Origin of the sequence: Streptomyces sp. Root1310 (assembly GCF_001426425.1) — a bacterium.
Lineage (GTDB): Bacteria > Actinomycetota > Actinomycetes > Streptomycetales > Streptomycetaceae > Streptomyces.
Genome location: NZ_LMEQ01000001.1, coordinates 280,305 through 302,202, shown reverse-complemented (window position 1 = coordinate 302,202; position 21,898 = coordinate 280,305). Strand labels below are relative to the sequence as shown.

Annotated in this window: 18 protein-coding genes and 1 tRNA gene; 9 read left to right on the top strand and 10 right to left on the bottom strand. The window is 69.4% G+C overall.

All coding sequences use genetic code 11. From position 1 onward, the window contains the following. Positions 1-92 precede the first annotated feature (92 nt). Positions 93-848 (bottom strand): enoyl-CoA hydratase family protein, encoded by a 756-nt coding sequence (locus ASD48_RS01395; protein WP_057599484.1) that lies wholly within the window; start codon positions 846-848, stop codon positions 93-95. A 54-nt stretch (positions 849-902) separates the two neighbouring features. On the opposite strand from ASD48_RS01395, the gene ASD48_RS01390 reads away from it, so the two are divergent. Continuing rightward, entirely contained in the window at positions 903-1,643 is a 741-nt protein-coding gene (locus tag ASD48_RS01390; RefSeq protein WP_057599483.1) for an SDR family oxidoreductase, read from the top strand. A 1-nt stretch (position 1,644) separates the two neighbouring features. Further along, complete coding sequence (locus ASD48_RS01385; protein ID WP_057599482.1) at positions 1,645-2,559, top strand: SDR family oxidoreductase; 915 nt, start codon at positions 1,645-1,647, stop codon at positions 2,557-2,559. A 77-nt stretch (positions 2,560-2,636) separates the two neighbouring features. On the opposite strand, the gene ASD48_RS01380 is transcribed toward ASD48_RS01385, so the two are convergent. Then, complete coding sequence (locus tag ASD48_RS01380) at positions 2,637-3,533, bottom strand: hypothetical protein (protein WP_057599481.1); 897 nt, start codon at positions 3,531-3,533, stop codon at positions 2,637-2,639. Between the two features lie 92 nt (positions 3,534-3,625). On the opposite strand from ASD48_RS01380, the gene ASD48_RS01375 reads away from it, so the two are divergent. The 4 genes from ASD48_RS01375 (at position 3,626) to ASD48_RS01360 (ending at position 9,660) form a co-directional block, all read left to right on the top strand. Next, positions 3,626-3,979: a chorismate mutase gene (locus ASD48_RS01375; RefSeq protein WP_057599480.1), complete on the top strand. Its 354-nt coding sequence runs from the start codon at positions 3,626-3,628 to the stop codon at positions 3,977-3,979. Between the two features lie 171 nt (positions 3,980-4,150). After that, the gene (gene pepN / locus ASD48_RS01370; protein WP_057600943.1) at positions 4,151-6,631 is read left to right on the top strand and encodes an aminopeptidase N; all 2,481 of its coding nucleotides are present in this window, start codon (positions 4,151-4,153) and stop codon (positions 6,629-6,631) included. 258 nt (positions 6,632-6,889) lie between these two features. Continuing rightward, a complete protein-coding gene (locus ASD48_RS01365; RefSeq protein ID WP_057599479.1) occupies positions 6,890-8,242 on the top strand; it encodes an aminotransferase class V-fold PLP-dependent enzyme in 1,353 nt (450 codons plus the stop codon). Beyond that, complete coding sequence (locus ASD48_RS01360; protein ID WP_057599478.1) at positions 8,239-9,660, top strand: SidA/IucD/PvdA family monooxygenase; 1,422 nt, start codon at positions 8,239-8,241, stop codon at positions 9,658-9,660. The genes ASD48_RS01365 and ASD48_RS01360 overlap by 4 nt, the downstream gene beginning before the upstream one ends. Positions 9,661-9,848: 188 nt before the next feature. On the opposite strand, the gene ASD48_RS01355 is transcribed toward ASD48_RS01360, so the two are convergent. Beyond that, on the bottom strand, positions 9,849-11,660 hold the full coding sequence (locus ASD48_RS01355) for a 5'-nucleotidase C-terminal domain-containing protein (RefSeq protein WP_057599477.1): 1,812 nt from the start codon (positions 11,658-11,660) through the stop codon (positions 9,849-9,851). Positions 11,661-11,808: 148 nt separating this feature from the next. Between ASD48_RS01355 and ASD48_RS01350 the strand changes: the two genes are divergently transcribed. After that, a complete protein-coding gene (locus ASD48_RS01350; RefSeq protein WP_057599476.1) occupies positions 11,809-12,510 on the top strand; it encodes an SIMPL domain-containing protein in 702 nt (233 codons plus the stop codon). A gap of 180 nt (positions 12,511-12,690) precedes the next feature. Then, the gene (gene pyk, locus ASD48_RS01345) at positions 12,691-14,127 is read left to right on the top strand and encodes a pyruvate kinase (protein WP_057599475.1); all 1,437 of its coding nucleotides are present in this window, start codon (positions 12,691-12,693) and stop codon (positions 14,125-14,127) included. A 10-nt stretch (positions 14,128-14,137) separates the two neighbouring features. Here the strand turns inward: pyk and ASD48_RS01340 are convergent, their stop codons facing one another. Together ASD48_RS01340 and ASD48_RS01335 are read right to left on the bottom strand one after the other, a co-directional pair. Further along, positions 14,138-14,884, bottom strand: coding sequence for a helix-turn-helix domain-containing protein (locus ASD48_RS01340; protein ID WP_057599474.1), 747 nt, complete (start codon positions 14,882-14,884; stop codon positions 14,138-14,140). Positions 14,885-14,990: 106 nt separating this feature from the next. Then, positions 14,991-15,065, bottom strand: a tRNA-Leu gene (locus tag ASD48_RS01335). Between the two features lie 100 nt (positions 15,066-15,165). Here ASD48_RS01335 and ASD48_RS01330 point away from each other — a divergent pair. Beyond that, positions 15,166-15,822 carry a response regulator gene (locus ASD48_RS01330; RefSeq protein ID WP_020131824.1) on the top strand — a complete coding sequence of 219 codons (657 nt, stop codon included), beginning with the start codon at positions 15,166-15,168 and terminating at the stop codon, positions 15,820-15,822. Positions 15,823-15,899: 77 nt separating this feature from the next. Here ASD48_RS01330 and ASD48_RS01325 read toward each other — a convergent pair whose 3' ends face one another. The 5 genes from ASD48_RS01325 to ASD48_RS01305 all read right to left on the bottom strand — a co-directional run bounded on the left by ASD48_RS01325 (position 15,900) and on the right by ASD48_RS01305 (position 21,634). Then, entirely contained in the window at positions 15,900-16,616 is a 717-nt protein-coding gene (locus tag ASD48_RS01325; protein WP_057599473.1) for an ABC transporter ATP-binding protein, read from the bottom strand. Further along, a complete protein-coding gene (locus tag ASD48_RS01320; protein WP_020131826.1) occupies positions 16,613-17,527 on the bottom strand; it encodes an ABC transporter ATP-binding protein in 915 nt (304 codons plus the stop codon). Before ASD48_RS01320 ends, ASD48_RS01325 begins: the two co-directional genes overlap by 4 nt. Positions 17,528-17,532: 5 nt before the next feature. Beyond that, the gene (locus ASD48_RS01315) at positions 17,533-19,359 is read right to left on the bottom strand and encodes a branched-chain amino acid ABC transporter permease (RefSeq protein ID WP_057599472.1); all 1,827 of its coding nucleotides are present in this window, start codon (positions 19,357-19,359) and stop codon (positions 17,533-17,535) included. Positions 19,360-19,364: 5 nt separating this feature from the next. After that, complete coding sequence (locus ASD48_RS01310) at positions 19,365-20,297, bottom strand: branched-chain amino acid ABC transporter permease (protein ID WP_020131828.1); 933 nt, start codon at positions 20,295-20,297, stop codon at positions 19,365-19,367. Positions 20,298-20,407: 110 nt separating this feature from the next. Next, positions 20,408-21,634 (bottom strand): branched-chain amino acid ABC transporter substrate-binding protein, encoded by a 1,227-nt coding sequence (locus ASD48_RS01305; RefSeq protein ID WP_057599471.1) that lies wholly within the window; start codon positions 21,632-21,634, stop codon positions 20,408-20,410. Positions 21,635-21,898 lie beyond the last annotated feature (264 nt).

The window sequence follows — 21,898 nt, the reverse complement described above, 5'->3', positions numbered from 1 at the left end:
GTGCGGGTCCCGTCGGCCGTGCCGGGCCCTTCCGCCCTGCCGGTGCTGTCGGTCCCGCTCGTGCCGGTGGGCCTCTCGGCGTCGGCGCTCACTCAGTCACCGTTCCTTCCGAAGGTGTCACGGACCCGGTCGGCCACCCCGCCGACGCTCGCCTCGTAGGTGAAGCCCTGCTCGAAGCGGTAACTGCGGCGCACGTCGACCGGGTCGATGCCGTTGATGGCCGCCTTGGCCAGACGCAGCAGCTCACCGTCCTTCGCGGCGATCTCGCCGGCCAGCTCCAGGGCCGCCGCGCGGAGTCCGCCCGGCGGCACCACCCGCCACACCGAGCCGTGCCCGTGCAGTTCGGCCGCCGTGACCGTGCGCGAGGTGTAGTACAGGGCGCGCAGCAGGTGCTGGGGGACCAGCCGGGCCAGATGGGTGGCCGCGCCCAGGGCGCCCCGGTCGAGCTCCGGCAGGCCGAACACGGCGTCCTCGCTCGCCACGATCACGTCCGCGTTCCCCACCAGGCCGACACCGCCGCCCAGACAGAAGCCCTGCACCGCCGCCACCACGGGCACCTCGCACTCGTACACCGCGGCGAAGGCCTCGAAGCAGCCGCGATTGGCGCCGACGAGCGCGCCCGGCCCCTGCGCCTGGATCTCCTTGATGTCCACGCCCGCGTTGAACCCGCGCCCCTCGGCGGCCAGCACCACACACCGGGTGCCGGGATCGCGGCCGGCCGCGCGCACGGCGTCGGCCAGGGCGAACCAGCCGCTCACCGGCAACGCGTTCACCGGCGGGAAGTCGACCGTGACGAGCGCGATCCCCTGGTCCGGCCCCTTTTCCGGGGACGAGGTGGAGACACCCATGGAAGCATCAGCTACCTTTCCACCAAACGTTTGTTAGGTGGAAGGTAGCAGCGAATGGAGCTGGACGGGAAGGTCGCCGTCGTCACCGGCGGCACGCGCGGAGTGGGCGCCGGCATCGCACGCTCCCTCGCACACGCGGGCGCCCAGGTCGTGGTCTGCGCCCGCAGGCCGCCGGAGCACCCCCTCGCAAAAGCCGAGTTCATGCCGCTCGACGTACGGGACGCCGACGCCGTACAGCGCTTCTTCGCCGGCCTGCCCCGCCTCGACATCCTCGTCAACAACGCGGGCGGCGCCCCCTACCGCCCCCTCGCGCACACCGACGCCGCACGGCACGCGCGCGTGATCGAACTCAACCTCCTCGCCCCACTGACCGTCTCCCTCGCCGCATACGACCACCTCGAGCACGCGAACGGCTCGATCGTGATGATCGGCAGCGTCAGCGGCAGCCGCCCCTCACCCGGCTCGGCCGCCTACGGCGCCGCCAAGGCCGGCCTGGAGAACCTCGCCCGCTCCATGGCCGTCGAATGGGCGCCCCGGGTGCGCGTGAACACCCTCGTCGTCGGCATGGTGCGCACCGAGCTGACCCACCTCCACTACGGCGGCGAGGACGGCGTCGAAGCCGTCGCCCGCACCGTCCCGCTCGGCCGGCTCGCCCTCCCCGCCGACGTGGGCGCGGCAGCCGTCTTCCTCGCCTCCGACGCGGCCCGCTACATCAGCGGGGCGAGCCTGCTCCTGCACGGAGGGGGCGAACGCCCCGCCTTCCTCGACGCCGCAACCGCCAACAAGGAGACGTGACATGAGCGGAATCTGCCACCGGCGCGTGGTCGTCGTCACCGGCGCGGGACGCGGCCTCGGACGCGCCCACGCGCTCGCCTTCGCCGCAGAGGGCGCCCGGGTCGTCGTCAACGACCTCGGCGTCGGCCTCGACGGCACACCCGGCGCCCACAGCCCCGCGGGACAGGTCGTGGACGAGATCCGCGCGACCGGCGGCGAAGCGGTCGCACACGACGGGGACATCGCCACCCCCGAGGGCGCCGCCACCCTCGTCGACACCGCCCTGGACACCTACGGCCGCCTCGACACCCTCGTCAACAACGCGGGCTTCCTGCGCGACCGCATGCTCGTCAACCTGGCCGACGACGACTGGGACGCCGTCCTGCGCGTCCACCTCAAAGGCCACTTCCTCACCCTGAAACACGCCGCCGCACACTGGCGCGCCGAGACCAAGGCGGGCCGCCCGCCCACCGCCCGCATCATCAACACCAGCAGCGGCGCGGGACTGCTCGGCTCGGTCGGCCAGGGAAACTACAGCGCCGCGAAAGCCGGGATCGTCGCCCTGACCCTCGTCGCCGCCGCCGAACTCGCCCGCTACGGCGTCCAGGCCAACGCGATCGCACCCGCCGCCCGCACCCGCATGACCGAGCACACCTTCGCCACGGCCATGGCCGCCCCCGAGAACGGCTTCGACACGATGGCCCCCGGAAACGTCTCCCCGCTCGTCGTCTGGCTCGGCTCCGCCGCGAGCGAGGGCGTCACCGGACGCGTCTTCGAGGCGGACGGCGGACGGATCACCGTCATGGAGGGCTGGCGCCCGGGACCCACCACCGACAAAGGCGCCCGGTGGAGCCCCGCCGACGCGGGGGAGGCCGTACGGAAACTCCTCACGCACACGACACCACCAGGCCCGGTGTACGGGACCCGGGCCTCCTGAGAACCCGCCCGCACGGGACCCGGACCCGGGCCTCCCGAGAACCCGCCCGCACGGGACCCGGACCCCCGACGACCCGCCTACGTGTCGCACTCCAGCACCGTCCGGCACAACGCGCACCGCGCCCGGACCCGACCCCGTACCGGCACCCTGATCCGCTGGTGACAGGTGGGGCACGCGAACGTCACCCGCAACGCCCCCGGCGCGTCCGGAGCGAAGCTGTACGCGCCACCGTCCGGAGCCACCGCCGACGGCTGGGCCTGGGCATGCCGGCGATCACGCGCGTAACGCCGCCGCCCCGCCCAGCCCGCCGCCGTCAGCGGCGGCTGCCGCTCGTCGTGCCGGGCCCGCTCGAGACCCCGCCCGTACGCCGTGTACGCCTGCGCACTGGTGAACCACACCGACGGATCCTCACCGAAGACCAGCGACCGCTTCGCCAGCACGTACCCGAACTCCTCCGGAGTCAGATACCCCAGCTTCTGCGAGGACGCCGCGTCCTCCCGGTACGCGTCGAGGAGCAGCCAGCCCGCCCCCAGATACGTCGTCGCCGTGTCCGTCAGGATCTCGTTGTCCCGCGTCCCCTGGAACGACAGGCCCAGCCGATGCAGATAGACATGCATGATCTCGTGCGCCAGCGCCGCGCCGATGTCCCGCCGATGCGTACGGAACCGGTCGTTCAGCTCCACGAAGTACTCCGGACCCGCCGTGAGTTCGACGTTCGCCGCATGCTCCATCGCACGGAACGCGACGATCATCCGCGCCTGAGGCAACCGGAAGTGCCGCACCAGCTCACGCGCCACCCGCTGCACCCCCAGATGCAGATCGTCGGTGTCGCAGAACGCCACGTCCGCCGGCACCACACTCGACGTGAACTGATGGATGGTGTCGTACGACAACCGCCTGTACAACGCCGTGACAGCCGCCCGCACCGTCTCCAGGTGCGGGTACCCGTGCTCGACCGGCCCGCCGTTCGCCACGCCCGCACCCCCAAGACGCCGAGAGCCCCATTCCACTGTAAGGGCAGGCCACCCCCGGAGCGGGCCCGGCGGACGCACTAGGGTGAACGCCCATGACCACCAGCAACACCCCCGGCCCCGGAGACGTCGACCCCGCCGTCCGCGAGGAGCTCGCCCGGCTGCGCGACAGCATCGACAACATCGACGCCGCCGTCGTCCACATGCTCGCCGAGCGCTTCAAGGCCACCCAGCAGGTCGGCCACCTCAAGGCCCGCCACCAGCTGCCGCCCGCCGACCAGGCCCGCGAGGCCCGCCAGATCGCCCGGCTGCGCACCCTCGCCGAGAACGCCAAACTCGACCCCGCGTTCGCCGAGAAATTCCTCAACTTCATCATCGCCGAGGTGATCCGCCACCACGAGCGCATCGCCGAGGACGCCGTCAACGGCCCGGCCCCCACACCGAACTGACCCCCACGGCGGGAACTACCGAAGGTGACCGGCCGGACACAGGCCGTCGGCGCCGCCCGCCGCGCCCACGCCACCTCCCGACCGGAACGGCGCTCCGGCGCGAGAAGGGACATAGGGCGCGTACCGATCCGCCCCTGTGCCCGGCCAGCGGCATCAGGCAGCATGTCGTTCATGTCCGTACTGACGCGCGACGAAGCGCAGAGCCGTGCCAAGCTCCTCGACGTCCACCGCTACACCATCGAGCTCGACCTGACGACCGGCGACGAGACCTTCGAGTCCAGCACCGTCATCCGGTTCGCCGCGCGCGCCAACGGGGACACCTTCGTCGAGGTCAGGCCCGCGACACTGCACTCCGTCACCCTCGACGGCGAGCCCCTCGACCCCGACACCCTCGACGGCAACCGGCTCCCCCTCGAGAACCTCACCGCCGGCGACCACGAACTGCGCGTCCGGGCGAGCATGCGCTACTCCCGCACCGGCGAAGGAATGCACCGCTTCACCGACCCCACCGACGGCGAGACCTACCTCTACACCCAGCTCTTCATGGAAGACGTCCAGCGCGTCTTCGCCGCCTTCGACCAGCCCGACCTCAAGTCCGTCTTCGAGCTGACCGTCACGGCCCCCGAAGCCTGGACCGTCCTCGCCAACAGCATCACCGAACACCTCGGCGAAGGCCGCTGGCGGGCCGCCCCCACCCCCCTCATCTCCACCTACCTCGTCGCCGTCGCCGCCGGCCCCTGGCACTCCGTCACCACCGAACACCACGGCCTCCCCTTCGGCCTCCACTGCCGCCGCTCCCTCGCCCCCCACCTCGACGCAGACGCCGACGAACTCCTCGAGATCACCCGGCAGTGCTACGACCGCTACCACGAGAAGTTCGAGGAGCCCTACCCCTTCGACTCCTACGACCAGGCCTTCGTCCCCGAGTTCAACGCCGGCGCCATGGAGAACCCCGGCCTCGTCACCTTCCGCGACGAGTTCGTCTACCGCTCCGCCGTCACCGACACCGAACGCCAGACCCGCGCCATGGTCATCGCCCACGAGATGGCCCACATGTGGTTCGGCGACCTCGTCACCCTCCAGTGGTGGGACGACATCTGGCTCAACGAGTCCTTCGCCGAGTACATGGGCTACCAGACCCTCACCGAAGCCACCCGCTTCACCGACACCTGGACCGACTTCGGCGTCGTCCGCAAGCCCTGGGGCTACGACGCCGACCAGCGCCCCTCCACCCACCCCGTCGCCCCCGAGAACGTCGACGACACCGCCTCCGCCCTCCTCAACTTCGACGGCATCTCCTACGCCAAGGGCGCCTCCGCACTACGGCAACTCGTCACCTGGCTCGGCGAGAAGGACTTCCTCGCCGGCATCAACACCCACTTCGCCCGCCACCGCTTCGCCAACGCCACCCTCGCCGACTTCATCGACTCCCTCGCCGCCCACACCGACCGCGACGTCCACGCCTGGGCCGACGCCTGGCTGCGCACCACCGGCGTCGACACCCTCACCCCCACCCTCCACGGCAGCAACGGCGACCACACCCTCACCATCACCCACCACGGCAGCCGCCCGCACCGCGTCGCCGCCGGCCTCTACGACCTCGACCTCACCGACGCGGGCAGCCTCACCCTGCGCGAACGCCTCGAGATCGACATCCCGCAGAACGCACCCCAGCCCATCGGCAAGCGCCCCGCCCTGGTGCTCCTCAACGACGGCGACCTCACCTACACCAAGGTCCGCTTCGACCCCGCCTCCTTCGAAACCGTCCGCACCAGCCTGTCCGGCCTGCCCGACCCGCTCACCCGCGCCGTCGTCTGGAACGCCCTGCGCGACGCCGTCCGCGACGGCGACCTCGCCCCCACCGCCTACCTCGACGCCGCCCGCGCCCACCTCCCCAAGGAAACCGACCTCGCCCTCGTCCAGGGCGTCCTCGCCTACGCCTCCGCACAGGTCGCCGACCGCTACGTCACCCCCGAGCAGCGCCCCGCCGCCGTCGCCACCCTCTCCGCCCTCTGCCGCGACCTCATCCGCCGCACCGAGGACGGCGACCACCCCGGCCTGCGCCTCATCGCCGTACGCCACTTCATCGACGTCGCCGCCCACCCCGACACCATCGCCGCCTGGCTCGCCGACGGCACCGTCCCCGGCGGCCCCGAACTCGACCCCGACCTGCGCTGGCGCGTCCTCGCCCGGCTCGCCGTCCTCGGCGCCACCGACGAGCGCGCCATCGCCGCCGAACTCGACCGCGACCCCTCCGCCACCGGCCAGGAAGGCGCCGCCCGCTGCCGCGCCGCCCTCCCCGACGCCGACGCCAAGCGCACCGCCTGGGCCGCCATGTTCGACGACGACACCCTCTCCAACTACCTCTTCACCGCCACCGCCCAAGGCTTCTGGCAGCCCGAACAGAGCGACCTCGTCGCCGACTACGTCCCCCGCTACTACCAGGACGCCGTCGCCGTCGCCGCCCGCCGCGGCCCCGCCATCGCCGAAGCCGCCGGCCGCTGGGCCTTCCCCACCCACGCCGTCACCCCCGACACCCTCCGCCTGGGCGAAGCGTGCCTCACCGACGCCGACCCCATCCCGGCCCTGCGCCGCAAACTCGTCGACCAACTCGACGACCTGGCACGCGCGTTGCGGGTGAGGAAGGCGTAGCGACGCCGGAAGACCCCCAGCCCGTCCCGCGTTCGAGGACAAGGCCCGTTCAGGGCCCGAGCAGGGGCCCGGGGGCGGCAGCCCCCAGCGGCGCCCACACCGGCCCCGGTGCCATCTCCCGCACCGGGGCCGACCGCACACATCCCCCGTAAGGGTTCCGATCACCGGATCTTCCGGACGCGGCGGCGCAATCCCCGACAAGCTGGCACTCCCCGCTGCGGGCACCCGCCCCCGCGCCCCGGAGGAGCCCCCGTGAGCATGCCGCCCCTCGCCTCAGGACCCGAAGGGCCCGACGCCCTGAGGCCGTTGCTCGCCACCGTCCTCGACGCCCTCGCCACCGGCACCCGGGCCCGCGGCGGACCACTGCCCGCAGGCGGCCCCCAAGCGGTCGCCGGCCGGGTACGGCACGCCGTCGGCGAGGTACTCCCCGAACACGGCGACCCCACCGCCCTCGCCACCCTCGTCCACGCCCTCGCCGAAGGCGCCGCCGACCCCGCCGACCCCCTCTGCGCCGCCCACCTGCACTGCCCGCCCCTCGCCGTCGCCACCGCCGCCGACCTCGCCGTCTCCGCCCTCAACCCCTCCCTCGACTCCTGGGACCAGGCACCGGCCGCCTCCGAACTGGAAGCACTCGTCACCCGCGCCCTCGCCGCCCAGGCCGGCATGGCCGACGCCCTCGTCACCACCGGCGGCACCGAAGCCAACCACCTCGCCCTCCTCCTCGCCCGCGAGACCCACGGCCCCACCCTCAGGCTCGTCTGCGGCGCCAACGCCCACCACTCCCTGCCCCGCGCCGCCTGGCTCCTCGGCCTCCCCGAACCCGAGATCATCCCCACCCCCACCGGCACCCTCGACCCCACCGCCCTCACCCACACCCTCACCACCCTGCCCGGCCCCCTCCTCGTCGCCGCCACCGCCGGCACCACCGACGCCGGACTCATCGACCCCCTCCCCGCCATCGCCGCCCTGACCACCACCCACGGCGCCCGCCTCCACATCGACGCCGCCTACGGCGGCGGCCTCCTCTTCAGCGACCGCCACCGCCACCTCCTCACCGGCCTCGACAACGCCCACACCGTCACCCTCGACCTGCACAAACTCGGCTGGCAGCCGGTCGCCGCCGGACTCCTCGCCGCCCGCGACGCCACCGACCTCACCGCACTCCACCACCACGCCGACTACCTCAACGCCGACGACGACACCGAAGCCGGCCTGCCCGACCTCCTCGGCCGCTCCCTGCGCACCACCCGACGCCCCGACGCCCTCAAGATCGCCGTCACCCTCAAAACCCTCGGCCGCACCGGCCTCGGCGCCCTCGTCGACCAAGTCTGCGCCCACGCCCACGAGTTCGCCGACCTCGTCACCGCACACCCCGGCCTCGAACTCCACGCCCCACCCACCATCAGCACCGTCCTCTTCCGCCCCACCGGTGCCACCGACGAGACCGTGGCCGAGATACGCCGCCGCCTCCTCACCCACGGCCACGCCGTCCTCGGCCGAGCCCGCCTCGACGGCCGGCTCTGGCTCAAAGCCACCCTCCTCAACCCCCACACCGGCCCCCACGACCTGGCCGCCCTCCTCGGCCTGGTGGAAGGAAACACCCCCCGATGAACACACCCCCACACTTCACCGCCGACACCCCCCGCGACCTCGTCGGCATCGGCATCGGCCCCTGCAACCTCTCCCTGGCCGCCCTCGCCCACCCTCTCGCCGAACTCGACACCGTCTTCTACGAACAACGCCCCCGCTTCGACTGGCACCCCGGCCTCCTCATCGACGGCGCCCGCGTCCAGGTCCCCTTCCTCGCCGACCTCGTCACCCTCGCCGACCCCACCAGCCCCTGGACCTTCCTCAACTACCTCAAAACCCACCAGCGCCTCTACCCCTTCTACTTCGCCGAGCGCTTCCACACACAACGCGCCGAATACGACACCTACTGCCGCTGGGTCGCCGACCAACTCCCCGGACTCCACTTCCGCCACCAGGTCGACGCCGTCCGCTGGAACCCCGAACGCGACGTCTTCGAAGTCGACCACACCCAACTCGACACCGACGGCGAAGCCGAAGCCCTCGGCCGCACCCACACCCGCAACGTCGTCCTCGGCATCGGCACCGAGCCCTACGTCCCCGACGCCCTGCGCCCCCTCGTCGACGCCCCCGGCGTACCCGTCGTCCACGCCGCCGACTACCTCACCCACCGCGACACCCTCCTCGCCGCCGGCCACATCACCGTCGTCGGATCAGGACAGTCCGGCGCCGAAGTCTTCCTCGACCTCCTCCGCCACCGCCCCACCGGCCGCGAACAACTCCACTGGATCGGCCGCACCGACGCCTTCGCCCCCATGGAGTACTCCAAACTCGGCCTCGAACACTTCACCCCCGACTACACCCGCTACTTCCACGCCCTCCCCGAAAGCACCCGCGACCGCCTCACCGCCACCCAGTGGCAACTCCACAAAGGCATCGACGCCACCACCCTCGCCGCCATCCACGACGAGCTCTACCAGCGCACCCTCGACGGCGGCTGGCCCGACACCGTCCTCACCCCCGGCGTCCGCGTCCGCACCGCGGGACGCATCGCCACCACCAAAATCGAACTCCACCTCGAACACATCCAGCAGAACACCCGCACCCGCCTCACCACCGACGCCGTCGTCCTCGCCACCGGCCACCGCGAACGCCCCCTCGACCGCATCCTCGCCGGCCTCGACCCCTACATCCGCCGCGACAACAGCGAACGCCCCCGCGTCGACGAACACTTCCGCCTCGTCCTCGACCCCTCCGTCACCGCCACCGGCTGCAACATCTACCTCCAGAACGCCGAACGCCACACCCACGGCGTAGGCGCCCCCGACCTCGGCCTCGCCGCCTGGCGCGCCGCCACCATCCTCAACACCCTCACCGGCAAAGAGACCTACCCCCTCCCCACCCGCACCGCCTTCACCACCTTCGGACTCGAACAACCACAACCCCGAGTCCCCGCCGCCCGACAGGCACCCACCCTCACCCCCCTCGTCGACCGACGCTGAACGCCACGCCCGACACCCGACGGTCCACAGCACACGGCCAACACCCCAAGGCCCACGGCCAACAACCCAAGGCTCACGGCCCACGCACGCGAAAGGCGGTGCTCCCACCGTGACCGACCCGGCCACCGCACGAAACACCGCCCACCGCCCCACGGAACTACCCGCGCACGGAACCTCTGACGGAACCCCTAGAAGACCGGCGTACCGTCACGCGTCAGCTTCCAGTCCACCGACGCGAAGTCCTTCGGGTCCAGCACACCCTTCGCCGTCACCCACTCCGAGATACGCGTCCGGATCTCCGTCGACTCCGACCACAGCTCCTGCGCCGACGCCACATGCGGGAACGCGCCACCACCATTGGCCCGGTAGTTGTTCACCGCCAGCACGAACTGCTGCGCATCGTCCAACGCCGCCCCGTTGTACGTCAGGTTCTTGATCCGCGAACCCGCCGCCTGCGCGATGTCGATCTCGTACACCAGACCCGACACATAGTCGTAGTTGTAGTCCGGACGCCCCGCCGCGTTCGTCAGCTTCTCCGTGTCGACCACCGCACCCGCGGCCGTCTGCACGAAGTACTGCGCCGAGTACTCCAGGTACGCCCGCACCTGCGCACCCGTCATCAACTTCGCCACCAGCGTGTTGTCGTACACGTACAGGCTGGACAGATCCCGGATCGTCACCTCGCCGGCCGGGATCTCCGACGTCCGCGAGAACGGCGACGCCTGCGCGATCACCGGCAGCGACGCGTACGACGTACCCGCCAGCGCCGCCTTGACGACGTCCTCCTGCACCTTCGTGATCAGGTCGATGATCGGAGCGTCCTTGTACCGCGCCTCCACCGTCGTCAGCGTCTCCGTCGCCGAACCCACCACCTGGTTGACGTACGCCACGACCTTCGCGTGCTCGTCACCCAACAGCTTCGTGATCTTCGGGTCGTCCGCCACCGTGTTGGAGTTCAGCACCTTCGAGGCGACGGACTCGACCGCCCACCGCCCCTTCTCGAACACCAGCTCCACATCGAACACCGACAGCCGCTCCGCATACGCCAACGGCTCCGACAACACGACCGTCTTCCCGGTCTTCGCGTTGACGACCTTCAGCTCCGGGATCTCCACATGCGCGTGACCCACCAGAATCGCGTCGATGTCCGGCACCTGCTGCGCCACCAACGCCGCCGAGTTCTCCACGTACGGCAACTGGTCACCGTACGACGACGTCCCCGACGAACCCGAGTGCGCCGACACGATCACCACGTCCGCACCCAGCGACTTCAGCTTCGGCACCCACTTCGCCGCCTGCTCCTCCAGCCCCGGGAACGCCAGCTTGCCCTGCACATACGCCTTGTCCCAGATCGCGATACCCGGGTTCGTCAGCCCCAGCACCGCCACCTTCACCGGCGGCGCACCCTTCACACAGAACGTTTTCATCACATACGGCGCGAACGCCGGCTTCAGCGTCTTCGCGTCCACCGCGTTCGCACCCAGCAGCGGGAACCGCAACTGCGACTCGAACTTCCGCAGCGTCTCGATGCCGTAGTTGAACTCGTGATTGCCCAGCGCCGCCGCGTCGTACCCGATCGCGTTCATCGCCTGCGCCATCGGGTGCACCGGACCACCCTTGGCGGTGATCGGGTCCACCTTCGCGTAGTAGTACGTCAGCGGAGTGCCCTGGATCGTGTCACCCGCGTCCAGCAGCAGCGTGTTCTCGCGCCCCTTCTCCGCACGGATCTGGTTCACCAGCGTCGAGATACGCGCCAGCCCCTGCGCGTTGCCGGCCGCGTCCTTGTACTCCGCGTCCTTGAAGTAGTCCCAGTTGAACACGTGACCATGCAGGTCCGTCGTCCCCAGCACGGTCAGCGCATACCGCTTCGGCTGCTTCACCGGCTTCGCCGGCTTCTCCGCCTCGGCGGCCCGCGCCGGAGCCGCGGCAGCACCCGCGATCGCCACCCCCGCCCCGGTCACAGCGGACTTCTTCAGGAACTTCCGGCGATTCAACGGCATGTCTCATGCTCCTCGGGGATGGTTGACGACGCGCGTAGATTCTGACCCGGGCACGACCGGCGGCAACAGGTCCAGGAGGTTTCGATCTGATGACCAGACCGGTCAACTGCCCCCGGTCAACGGGGAAACCCATGACAAGGTAGGACGTATGACCTCCCCGCAGAATCCCCCGTACGGCACACCCGACACCCCCCTCCTCACGGTCCGCGGCGAGGCCGAACTCGAAGTCGACCCCGAGATCGCCCGCATCGGCATCACCCTCACCGCCCGCGGCCGCGACCGCCGCACCACCCTCGACGACCTCACCCGCCGCAACACCACCGCCCTCGACCTCCTCAAGTCCTACGGCGACGCCGTCGAGAACCTCTCCACCGGCGCCGTCTCCCTCACCCCCGAACTCGCCCCACGAGGCCGAGGCGAACGCGTCCGCACCTACCACGGCACCATCCACCTCACCGCCGAACTCACCGACTTCACCGCCCTCGGCGAACTCACCACCCGCCTCGCCGACCTCGACCTCACCAGGATCGACGGCCCCACCTGGGAACTCCGCCCCACCTCACCCGTCCACCGCCAAGCCCGCCAACAAGCCGTACGCGAAGCCGTACAACGAGCCCACGAATACGCCGAAGCACTCGGCACCACCGTCGCCACCCTCCTCGAACTCGCCGACACCGGCACAGCCGGCGGACGCCCCCGCGCCGCCTTCGACCGCCGCGCCGTCCGCTTCTCCATGGCCGCCACCGACGCGGACACCACCGCACCCGAACCCCTCGACCTCGAACCACAACGCATCCAGGTCCACGCCGAGGTCCGCGCGCAGTTCACGATGAATCCACCGAGCCTGTGAATTCATCCATTCGGGGAGGCCGCCACAAGAGCCGGAACAAAAACGAAAAGTGCTCATCAGAGCGGCAGCCCGCACAATTTATTAATTGACGGCAGTCGACAACAACCCTTCACCCAAAGGTTGTTGGACGGCCATGCCCCTCCGAATTCCCTACCCACCGGTAAGACATAAGCTCGAAACATGCGCCGAGCAAAAATCGTCTGCACCCTGGGCCCCGCCACCGACACATACGACCAGATCAAAGCCCTGGTCGACGCCGGAATGGACGTAGCCCGCTTCAACCTCAGCCACGGCGGCCACGCCGAGCACGAGGAGCGCTACCAGCGCGTCCGCAAGGCCTCCGACGAAACCGGCCGCAGCGTCGGCCTCCTCGCCGACCTTCAGGGCCCGAAGATCCGCCTCGGCAACTTCGCGGAAGGCCCCGTACTCCTTGAACGCGACGACACCTTCACCATCACCGTCGAAGAAGGCGTGGAAGGCGACCGCCACAGGTGCGGCACCACCTACGCCGGCCTCGCAGCCGACGTCACCACCGGCGAACGCATCCTCGTCGACGACGGCAAGGTCTGCCTCGAAGTCACCGACGTCGACGGACCCCGCGTGCACACCCGCGTCATCGAAGGCGGCGTGATCTCCGACCACAAGGGCCTCAACCTCCCCGGCGTCGCCGTCTCCGTCCCGGCCCTCTCCAAGAAGGACGAGGACGACCTCCGCTGGGCGCTCCGCACCGGCTTCGACGTCATCGCCCTCTCCTTCGTCCGCAGCGGCCGCGACATCGTGGACGTCCACCGCATCATGGACGACGAAGGCCGCCGCCTCCCCGTCATCGCCAAGATCGAGAAGCCCCAGGCCGTCGAGAACATCGACGACATCGTCGCCGCCTTCGACGGAATCATGGTCGCCCGCGGCGACCTCGGCGTCGAGATGCCCCTCGAACAGGTCCCCATCGTCCAAAAGCGCGCGATCAAGCTGGCGAAGCGCAACGCCAAGCCCGTCATCGTCGCCACCCAGATGCTCGACTCCATGATCGAGAACTCCCGCCCCACCCGCGCCGAAGCCTCCGACGTCGCCAACGCCGTCATCGACGGCACCGACGCGGTGATGCTCTCCGGCGAGACCAGCGTCGGCAACCACGCCATCCAGACCGTCCGCACCATGGCGAAGATCGTCGAAGCGGCCGAGGAGGACATCCTCGCCAAGGGCCTCCCGCCGCTCACCGCCTCGAACAAGCCGCGCACCCAGGGCGGCGCCGTCGCCCGGGCCGCCGCCGAGATCGGCGACTTCCTCGACGCCAAGTTCCTCGTCGCCTTCACCCAGAGCGGCGACACCGTCCGCCGCCTCTCCCGCTACCGTTCGCCGATCCCCCTCCTCGCCTTCACCCCGGAACCGGCGACCCGCTCCCAGCTCAACCTGACCTGGGGCGTCGAGACGTTCCTCGGCCCGCACGCGGACTCCACGGACGCGATGGTCGACCAGGTGGACGAGCTGCTGCTGAGGTACGGGCGCTGTCAGAAGGGTGACGTGGTGGTCATCACGGCGGGTTCGCTCACCGGCGTCTCGGGCTCGACCAACCTGGTCCGCGTCCACCACGTCGGAGAGGACGACAGCCCGAAGTAGGGGGACCGGGTCAGTACTTGGGGCCTACGTGGGTGTCCATGAGGGCTACGGCTGCTCTCCTGGCGATGGTGACGTTCCTGGGGTTCGCCATTTTCCATTCGACGCCCACGTGGTCCAGTGTGTCGGTGAAGAGGCGGACGATGTCGCCCGACAGGTTGCTGAAGAAGTAGCGCGGGTATTCGTAGCGCTTGCGTACACCGTCGATGGTCTTCTCGGTCCAGTTGGTGATGCGGCATCCGTCGGAGTGGATGAGACCGCGGATGAACTCCCAGGGATGCTCGTGGACGATGGCCTGCTGCCAGGGTTCCAGGGCGATCCGCCGTTCGTGCTTCTTGCCAGGGCCGTGCTGCGGGAACAGGTGGGGCCAATGTGGGTAGTAGCCGACCACTGATACGTAGCCCACTGCCTGGACGCGGTGCGCGGTGTGTGCGGGGCTGATTGCGCGGATGGCGGCTTCGCAGGCGTCGATGAGGCCCGGCCAGGCATCCGCACACGCAATACGGAGGTAGTGGCCGGAGCCGCGCGGGTGGGGGCTGATGCACCCGTCGCCCAGGTAGAGGCCTAGCAGGTAGGAGTACGCCACTCGGTCGCTCGGTGGGTCGGGAAACGGGGCCGCCATGCGGGGCAGCGGTTCAAGTCGGGTCCGCCAGGAGCGAATTGCGGCGCGTGAGATGCCTGTTTCTCGGCTGACGGAGTTCAGGCTGCGGCCCTGTGCAACCAGCGCGATTGCTCGCTTGCGTGTGCTGACGTCGTACATGCGCTCACTCTGCGAGCGTGATCGTGACGACACGCAGCAAAAAGCGGATGTTCACGAGAACGGGAACATCCGCTTTCTGGCGCCAACCTTAGAATCCAAGGAAAAGTGCCCCGGGTCGGACTCGAACCGACACTGTATGGGTTTTGAATCCATTGCCTGCTGCCAATTGGGCTACCGGGGCCCGCGGAATCCAAGGTTTCCCTTGACCCTCCGCGCACCCACCTTACCGCAGCTAGGTAGGCTCTTGTCAGCAGTGCCCCTGCCCTGAACGAGGAGCCCCCGTGACCGCCCCCGAGTCGCCCCAGCCCGTGGACGCGCCCGACGACGACAAGTCGCACGTACCTCCGCTGACGACCCGTGTCGTCATCGCCGAGGACGAGGCCCTGATCCGCCTCGACCTCAAAGAGATGCTGGAGGAGGAGGGCTACAGCGTCGTCGGCGAGGCCGGTGACGGTGAGCAGGCGATCGAGCTCGCGCGCGAGCACAAGCCGGACCTGGTCATCCTCGACGTGAAGATGCCCAAGATGGACGGCATCTCCGCCGCCGAGAAGATCGCCGAGGAGCGCATCGCGCCCGTGCTCATGCTGACCGCGTTCTCGCAGCGCGACCTCGTCGAGCGGGCGCGTGACGCCGGTGCGATGGCGTACCTGGTGAAGCCGTTCAGCAAGAGTGACGTCGTGCCGGCGATCGAGATGGCCGTCTCGCGTTTCACGGAGCTGCGGGAGCTGGAGAACGAGGTCGCGGACCTGACGCTGCGGCTGGAGACGCGCAAGCTGGTGGACCGGGCGAAGTCGATTCTGCAGACGGAGTACGGGCTGACGGAGCCGGCCGCGTTCCGGTGGATCCAGAAGACGTCGATGGACCGTCGGATGTCGATGCAGCAGGTGGCGGAGGCGGTCATTCAGGACGCGGACGAGAAGAAGTCGTCCAAGGGCTGAGCAGCTCGGACATACGCGAAACGACGAGGCCCGCGCCCGGAGAAGGGGCGCGGGCCTCGTCGTGTGCGAGGGGGTGCTCAGTCCTCGCCGAGGTACGCCTTGCGGACGGACTCGTCGTGGAGGAGGTCCTGGCCGCTGCCGGAGAGGACGATCTTGCCGATCTCCATGACGTGGCCGTGGTCGGCGAGCGACAGGGCGGCCTGGGCGTTCTGCTCGATGAGCAGGATGGTCATGCCCTGGGCCTTGAGCTCGACGATGGTGGACATGATCTTCTGCATCATGATGGGGGAGAGGCCCATGGAGGGCTCGTCCAGCATGAGCAGTTTGGGCTGGGACATGAGGGCGCGGCCCATGGCGAGCATCTGCTGTTCGCCGCCGGACAGGGTGCCTGCGGCCTGCTTGCGGCGCTCTCCCAGGATGGGGAAGAGGTCGTAGGCGCGCTGGATGTCCTTTTCGATGCCGGGCTTGTCGCTGCGGAGGAAGGCGCCGAGGCGGAGGTTGTCCTCGATCGTCATGCGCGGGAAGATGTGCCGCCCCTCGGGGGAGTGGGCGAGTCCGAGCGAGACGATGTCGTGGGCGGGGATCTTCTTCAGCGATTTGCCGTTGAATTTGATCTGGCCGCCGACGGGCTTGAGGAGTCCGGACAGGGTGCGCAGGGTGGTGGTCTTGCCGGCGCCGTTGGTGCCGATCAGGGTGACGACCTCGCCGGCCTCGACCTTGAACGAGATGCCTTTGACGGCTTCGATCTTGCCGTAGGCGACCCGGAGGTCCTCGACTTCGAGCAGTGCGGTCATCGGTCGTTCTCCTTGCCGGGCGCGGCGTCCGTCGGGGTGGCGGCGCTCTCGGCTTTCGCTTCGGCGGCCTCGACTTCGGCTATTTCTTCGTCGCCGGGGGCGTTCTCGAAGGGTTCGCCGAGGTAGGCGGCGACCACTCGTTCGTCGCCCTGGACGGTCGCGCTGTCGCCTTCGACGAGCTTTTCGCCCTGGACGAGTACGGCGACTCGGTCGCAGAGGTTGAAGATGAAGCGCATGTCGTGCTCGATGACGAGGACGGCGATGCCCTTGTCGCGGATGGCGAAGACGAGTTCTTCGGTTGCGCGGGTTTCCTGGGGGTTCATGCCGGCGGTGGGCTCGTCCAGGAGGAGGAGGCCGGGCTCGCTGGCGAGTGCGCGGGCGATTTCGAGCTTGCGCTGTTCGCCGTAGGGCAGGTTGCGGGCGAGGTGGTCGGCCTTCTTCTCCAGGCCGATGAACTCCAGGAGTTCCATGGCGCGTTCGCGGCTGGCCGCTTCGGCGCGGTGGAAGGAGGGGAGGCGCAGGACGGCTGACCAGAAGCCTTCCTTGGTGCGGGTGTGGCGGCCGACGAGGACGTTTTCCAGGACGGTCATGTTGGAGAACAGACGGATGTTCTGGAAGGTGCGGGCGATGCCTGCGGCCGTGACCTTGAAGGACTTGGGCGGCAGGACGGTGCCCTTGTAGCGGACTTCGCCCTCGGTGGGGATGTAGAGGCCGGTGAGGCAGTTGAAGAAGGTGGTCTTGCCGGCGCCGTTGGGGCCGATGAGGCCGACGATTTCTCCGGCGTTGACGTGGAGGTTGACGTCGCGGACGGCGGTGAGGCCGCCGAAGCGCATGGTGACGCCGCGGGCGTCGAGCACCGTCTCGCCGACAGGCGCGACAGGGGCGTCCTTGGTGGTGGTGTCGGTGGTCATGGTGGTCAGGCCCCTGCCTTGGTCAGGACGGTGGGAGCTTCCGCGTCCTCGTGGAATTCGAGCTGGCGGCGCCGGTTGGGGATGAGGCCCTCCGGGCGGAAGCGCATCAGCAGGATGAGGGCGAGACCGAAGGCGAAGAGCTGGTAGTCGCCGAGGAACTGGAGCTTGTTGGGGATGAGGAAGAGCAGTGCGGCGCCGATGAGGGGGCCGCTGATGGTGCCCATGCCGCCGAGGACGACTGCGGCGAGGAGGAACGCCGAGTTGGGCGGGATGGGGCCGGCGAAGAGGTACTGCTCGGGGGTCACGGTGTAGGTGACGTGGGCCTGGACGGTGCCGGCGAGGCCGGCGAGGGAGGCGCCGACGGCGAAGGCGATGAGCTTGACGCGGAAGCCGTTGATGCCCATGGCGAGGGCGGCGGTCTCGTCCTCGCGGATGGCGACCCAGGCGCGGCCGATGCGGGAGTCGCCGCTGCGTCGGAAGACCAGGACGACGATGGCGGTGATGACGAGCATCAGGAAGAAGTAGTTGGCGAACCGGCCGATGGTGAATCCGGCGATGGCGTGCTCGGCTCCGAAGTCGAACCCGAGGATGTTGAGGTTCGGGATGGAGGAGATGCCGTTGGAGCCGTTGGTGATGTCGGGGCCGGAGGTGCCGTCGAGGTTGTTGGCGGTGATGCGGAAGATCTCGCCGAAGCCGAGGGTGACGATGGCGAGGTAGTCGCCGCGCAGTCGCAGGGTCGGGGCGCCGATGAGGACGCCGAAGACGAGGGATGCGGCGGCTCCGACGAGGACGGCGGCCCAGAACGGGAAGTGCACGTCGAAGGGGGAGCTGGGGGAGCCGGAGACCATCGCGGCGGCGTAGGCGCCGACGCCGAGGAAGGCGACGTAGCCGAGGTCGAGGAGGCCGGCGAGGCCGACGACGATGTTGAGGCCGAGGGCGACGGTGCCGAAGATGAGGATGTAGACGCCGACGGTGGCGTACTGGTCGTCGGTCTGGGTGAAGGGGAACATCGCGGCGGCGACGAAGGCGCCGCAGATGGTGATGTTCTGGTGGCGGGCCGTGATCTGGCTGGCCTGGGCGACGAGGCCGGACTTGTTGAGTGCGGCGAAGCCGAAGGCGGCGGTGATCAGGAAGCCGATGAAGAGTTCGTCGTACTCGGTGCCGATGCCGTAGGTGAAGACGGTGAGGCCGAGGCCGAGGACGGCGACGATGATCAGGATCTCGGCGTAGGAGGGCAGGGTGCCGAGGGGGCGGGCGGTGCCGCCGGCGAAGGCTGCCTTGGTGGTGTCCCGGCCGGTGCGCAGGCGGTGGCGGACGAGGTCCCAGCCGGTGTCGTCCGGGTCGTGGGGTTCGGGTTCGGGGCGCTCGAAGGGGAGGGCGAGTGCGCCGAGGAAGGCGGCGAGGCTGGCGAGGGCGGCGATGTAGCCGCCGGGCTCGAGGTTGACGACGCCGCCGAGGTCGACGGTGATGGCGATGACCGTGTACCAGACGGTGGCGAAGGCGGCGAGGGCGGCGAATTTGATCGCGCCGTCGGAGCCGGCCGGGGTGAGCCAGCGCAGGCCCTTCACTCCGTAGGAGGAGAGGCCGAAGAGGGTGGTGAGGGCGCCGCCGATGAGGGCGAGGACCTGGAGGCCGCCGGGGTAGCCGTAGACGGTGAGGTCGCCGGGGAAGGCGGAGGTCCAGGTCCAGGCGAGGAAGGTGGAGACGACGGTGAGTGCGCCGCCGCCTGTGGCGAGGGCGCGGCCGAGGTGCGCCGGGATGCCGATGAGGCCGGTGGCCGGCCCGGAGGCGGGGGTGCTCGGGGTCTCGGGTGCGGTGGTCTGTGTGGTCATCGGTGTCACGCCCTGTCCGCGACGCGCTCGCCGAGCAGGCCTTGTGGCCTGAACAGCAGTACGAGGATGAGAAGTACGAAGGCCCAGACGTCGGCCCAGGACTGGCTGCCGAACTTGTCCATGCCGGGGATGTCGGCGATGTAGGCGGTGGCCAGGGTTTCGGCGATGCCGAGGACCACGCCGCCGATCATGGCGCCGTAGATGTTGCCGATGCCGCCGAGGACGGCCGCGGTGAAGGCCTTGAGGCCGAGGATGAAGCCCATGCGGTAGTCGATCTGGCCGTACTTGAGGCCGTAGGCGACACCGCCGATGGCGGCGAACACGGCGCCGAGGGCGAAGGCGATCACGATGATGCGGTCGGTGTTGACGCCCATGAGCTTGGCGGTGTCCGGGTCCTGCGCGGTGGCCTGCATGCCGCGTCCGGTGCGGGTCTTCATGACGAAGTAGGCGAGGACGGCCATGCTGATGGGGGCGGCGGCGAGGAGGAAGATGTCACCGGTCTGGATCGTGACGTCGCCGATGTGGAAGGGGCCGCCCTCGATCTGGGGGAAGGTGCGGGCCGAGGTGGCCTCGGGGTACCAGGCCCAGACCGCCTGCTGGAGGGCCAGGGAGAGGCCGATGGCGGTGATGAGGGGGGCGAGGCGGGGGGCGCCGCGCAGGGGGCGGTAGGCGAACCGTTCCGCTCCGATGGCGACGAGGACGGCGACCAGGATGGCGCCGATGAGCATGAGCGGCAGGGCTATCCACATGGTCGTGCCGTTCGGCAGTACCCAGAGGTAGACGGAGAGAGCCCCGAATGCGCCCGTCATGAAGATCTCGCCGTGGGCGAAGTTGATGAGCTGGACGATGCCGTAGACCATTGTGTAGCCAATGGCGACCAGCCCGTACATGGATCCCAGTAGCAGGCCGTTGACCAGCTGCTGCGGCAGTTCGTTCACCGCATGTCCTCCGAGACGTTCGGATAATTTCGACGTGTGTGTCCGGATGTGAGTTCGCGCGGGGCGCCAGTGGAACAGCGCCCCGCGCGGCTCGTGTGATGCGGGGTGGGTCAGCCGGAGTAGGTGCCGGACTTGACCGGCTTCCAGGCACCGTTCTCGACGGCGTAGACGGTGAGCTGCTTGTTGGTGGCGTCACCGAACTCGTCGAAGGAGACCTTGCCGGTCACACCGTCGAAGGAGACGTTCTGCATGGCGGCGGTGACCTTGGCGCGGGCGTCGTCGGGAAGCTTGCCGTCGTTGTCGGTGACGACCTTCTTCACGGCCTCGATGATCGCCCAGGCCGAGTCGTAGGAGTAGCCGCCGTAGGCCTCGTAGGCCTCCTTGTAGCCCTCGGTCTTGTAGTTGGCGACGAACTCCTTGGCGGAGGGGAGCTGCTCGACCGGCGCGCCGACGGAGGTGGCGAGGTCGCCGGTGGCGGTGGCGCCGGCGAGCTTGATGAAGTCGGCGCTGTAGATGCCGTCACCGCCGACCACGGGGATCTTGGCGCCGGCGGCCTTGATCTGCTTGCTGAGGGGGCCGGCCTGCGGGTATTCGCCGCCGTAGTAGACGACGTCGGCGCCGGAGTTCTTGACCTTGGTGGCGATGGCCGAGAAGTCCTTGCTGTCCGGGTTGATGTGCTCGGTGCCCGCCACGGTGCCGCCGAGCTTCTTGAACTCCTCGGTGAAGGTTCCGGCGAGGCCGGCGCCGTAGGTCTTCTTGTCGTCGATGACGAAGACCTTCTTCTTCTTGGCGTCGTTGATCAGGTACTGCGCGGCGAACGGGCCCTGGATGGCGTCCGTGGTCGCGGTGCGGAAGTACGACTTGTAGACGCGCTTCTTGGAGGTCGCCCAGTCGGTGCCCTGGGTGAGCGCCGGGTTGGTGTTGGCCGGGGAGACCTCGACGAGCTTGGCGTCGTCGAAGACCTTCTGCATCGACTCGGCGACGGAGGAGTTCAGCGGGCCGACGACGCCGAGGACGGACTTGTCGGCGACCAGCTTGGTGGCGTTCTGCTGGCCCGAGGACGGCTGGGCCTGGTCGTCGAGCGCCTCGATCTTGAAGGTGACGCCGTCGACGTACTTCTGCTTGTTGGCCGTCTTGGCGGCGAGGTCGACGGAGTTCTTGATGCCGAGGCCCAGCGCGGACAGGTCGCCGGTCAGCGGGGCGTCGATACCGATGGTGACGGTGGTGCCACCGCTGTCGGAGCCCTTGTCGTCGCTGTCGCGCGAACCGCAAGCGGTGAGGGTGAGTGCTCCTGCGGACAGCGCGGCGGTAATGGCGATGAGCGAACGTTGACGCACGTTCCAGTCCTTTCCCTGGGCGGCCCTCCCCCCTGGAAGAAGCCGAGTCGAGCGCTGGGCCGAAGGGGTATTCCAGCCGCGCGGTGACTGGGCGTGACTCTAAGCGGGTGAAGCTGACGTGGAGGAGGGTCTGACCGATGCTGTGACGCTCTTGTTATGACACGAGGTAATGCAGAGCGGTACTTGGTGGGTGGAACAGCTGAATTCAGGCCGATTCGCCCTGTCCGCATGGTGAGAACGTGCAGGACGAACCCGGGTACGTTC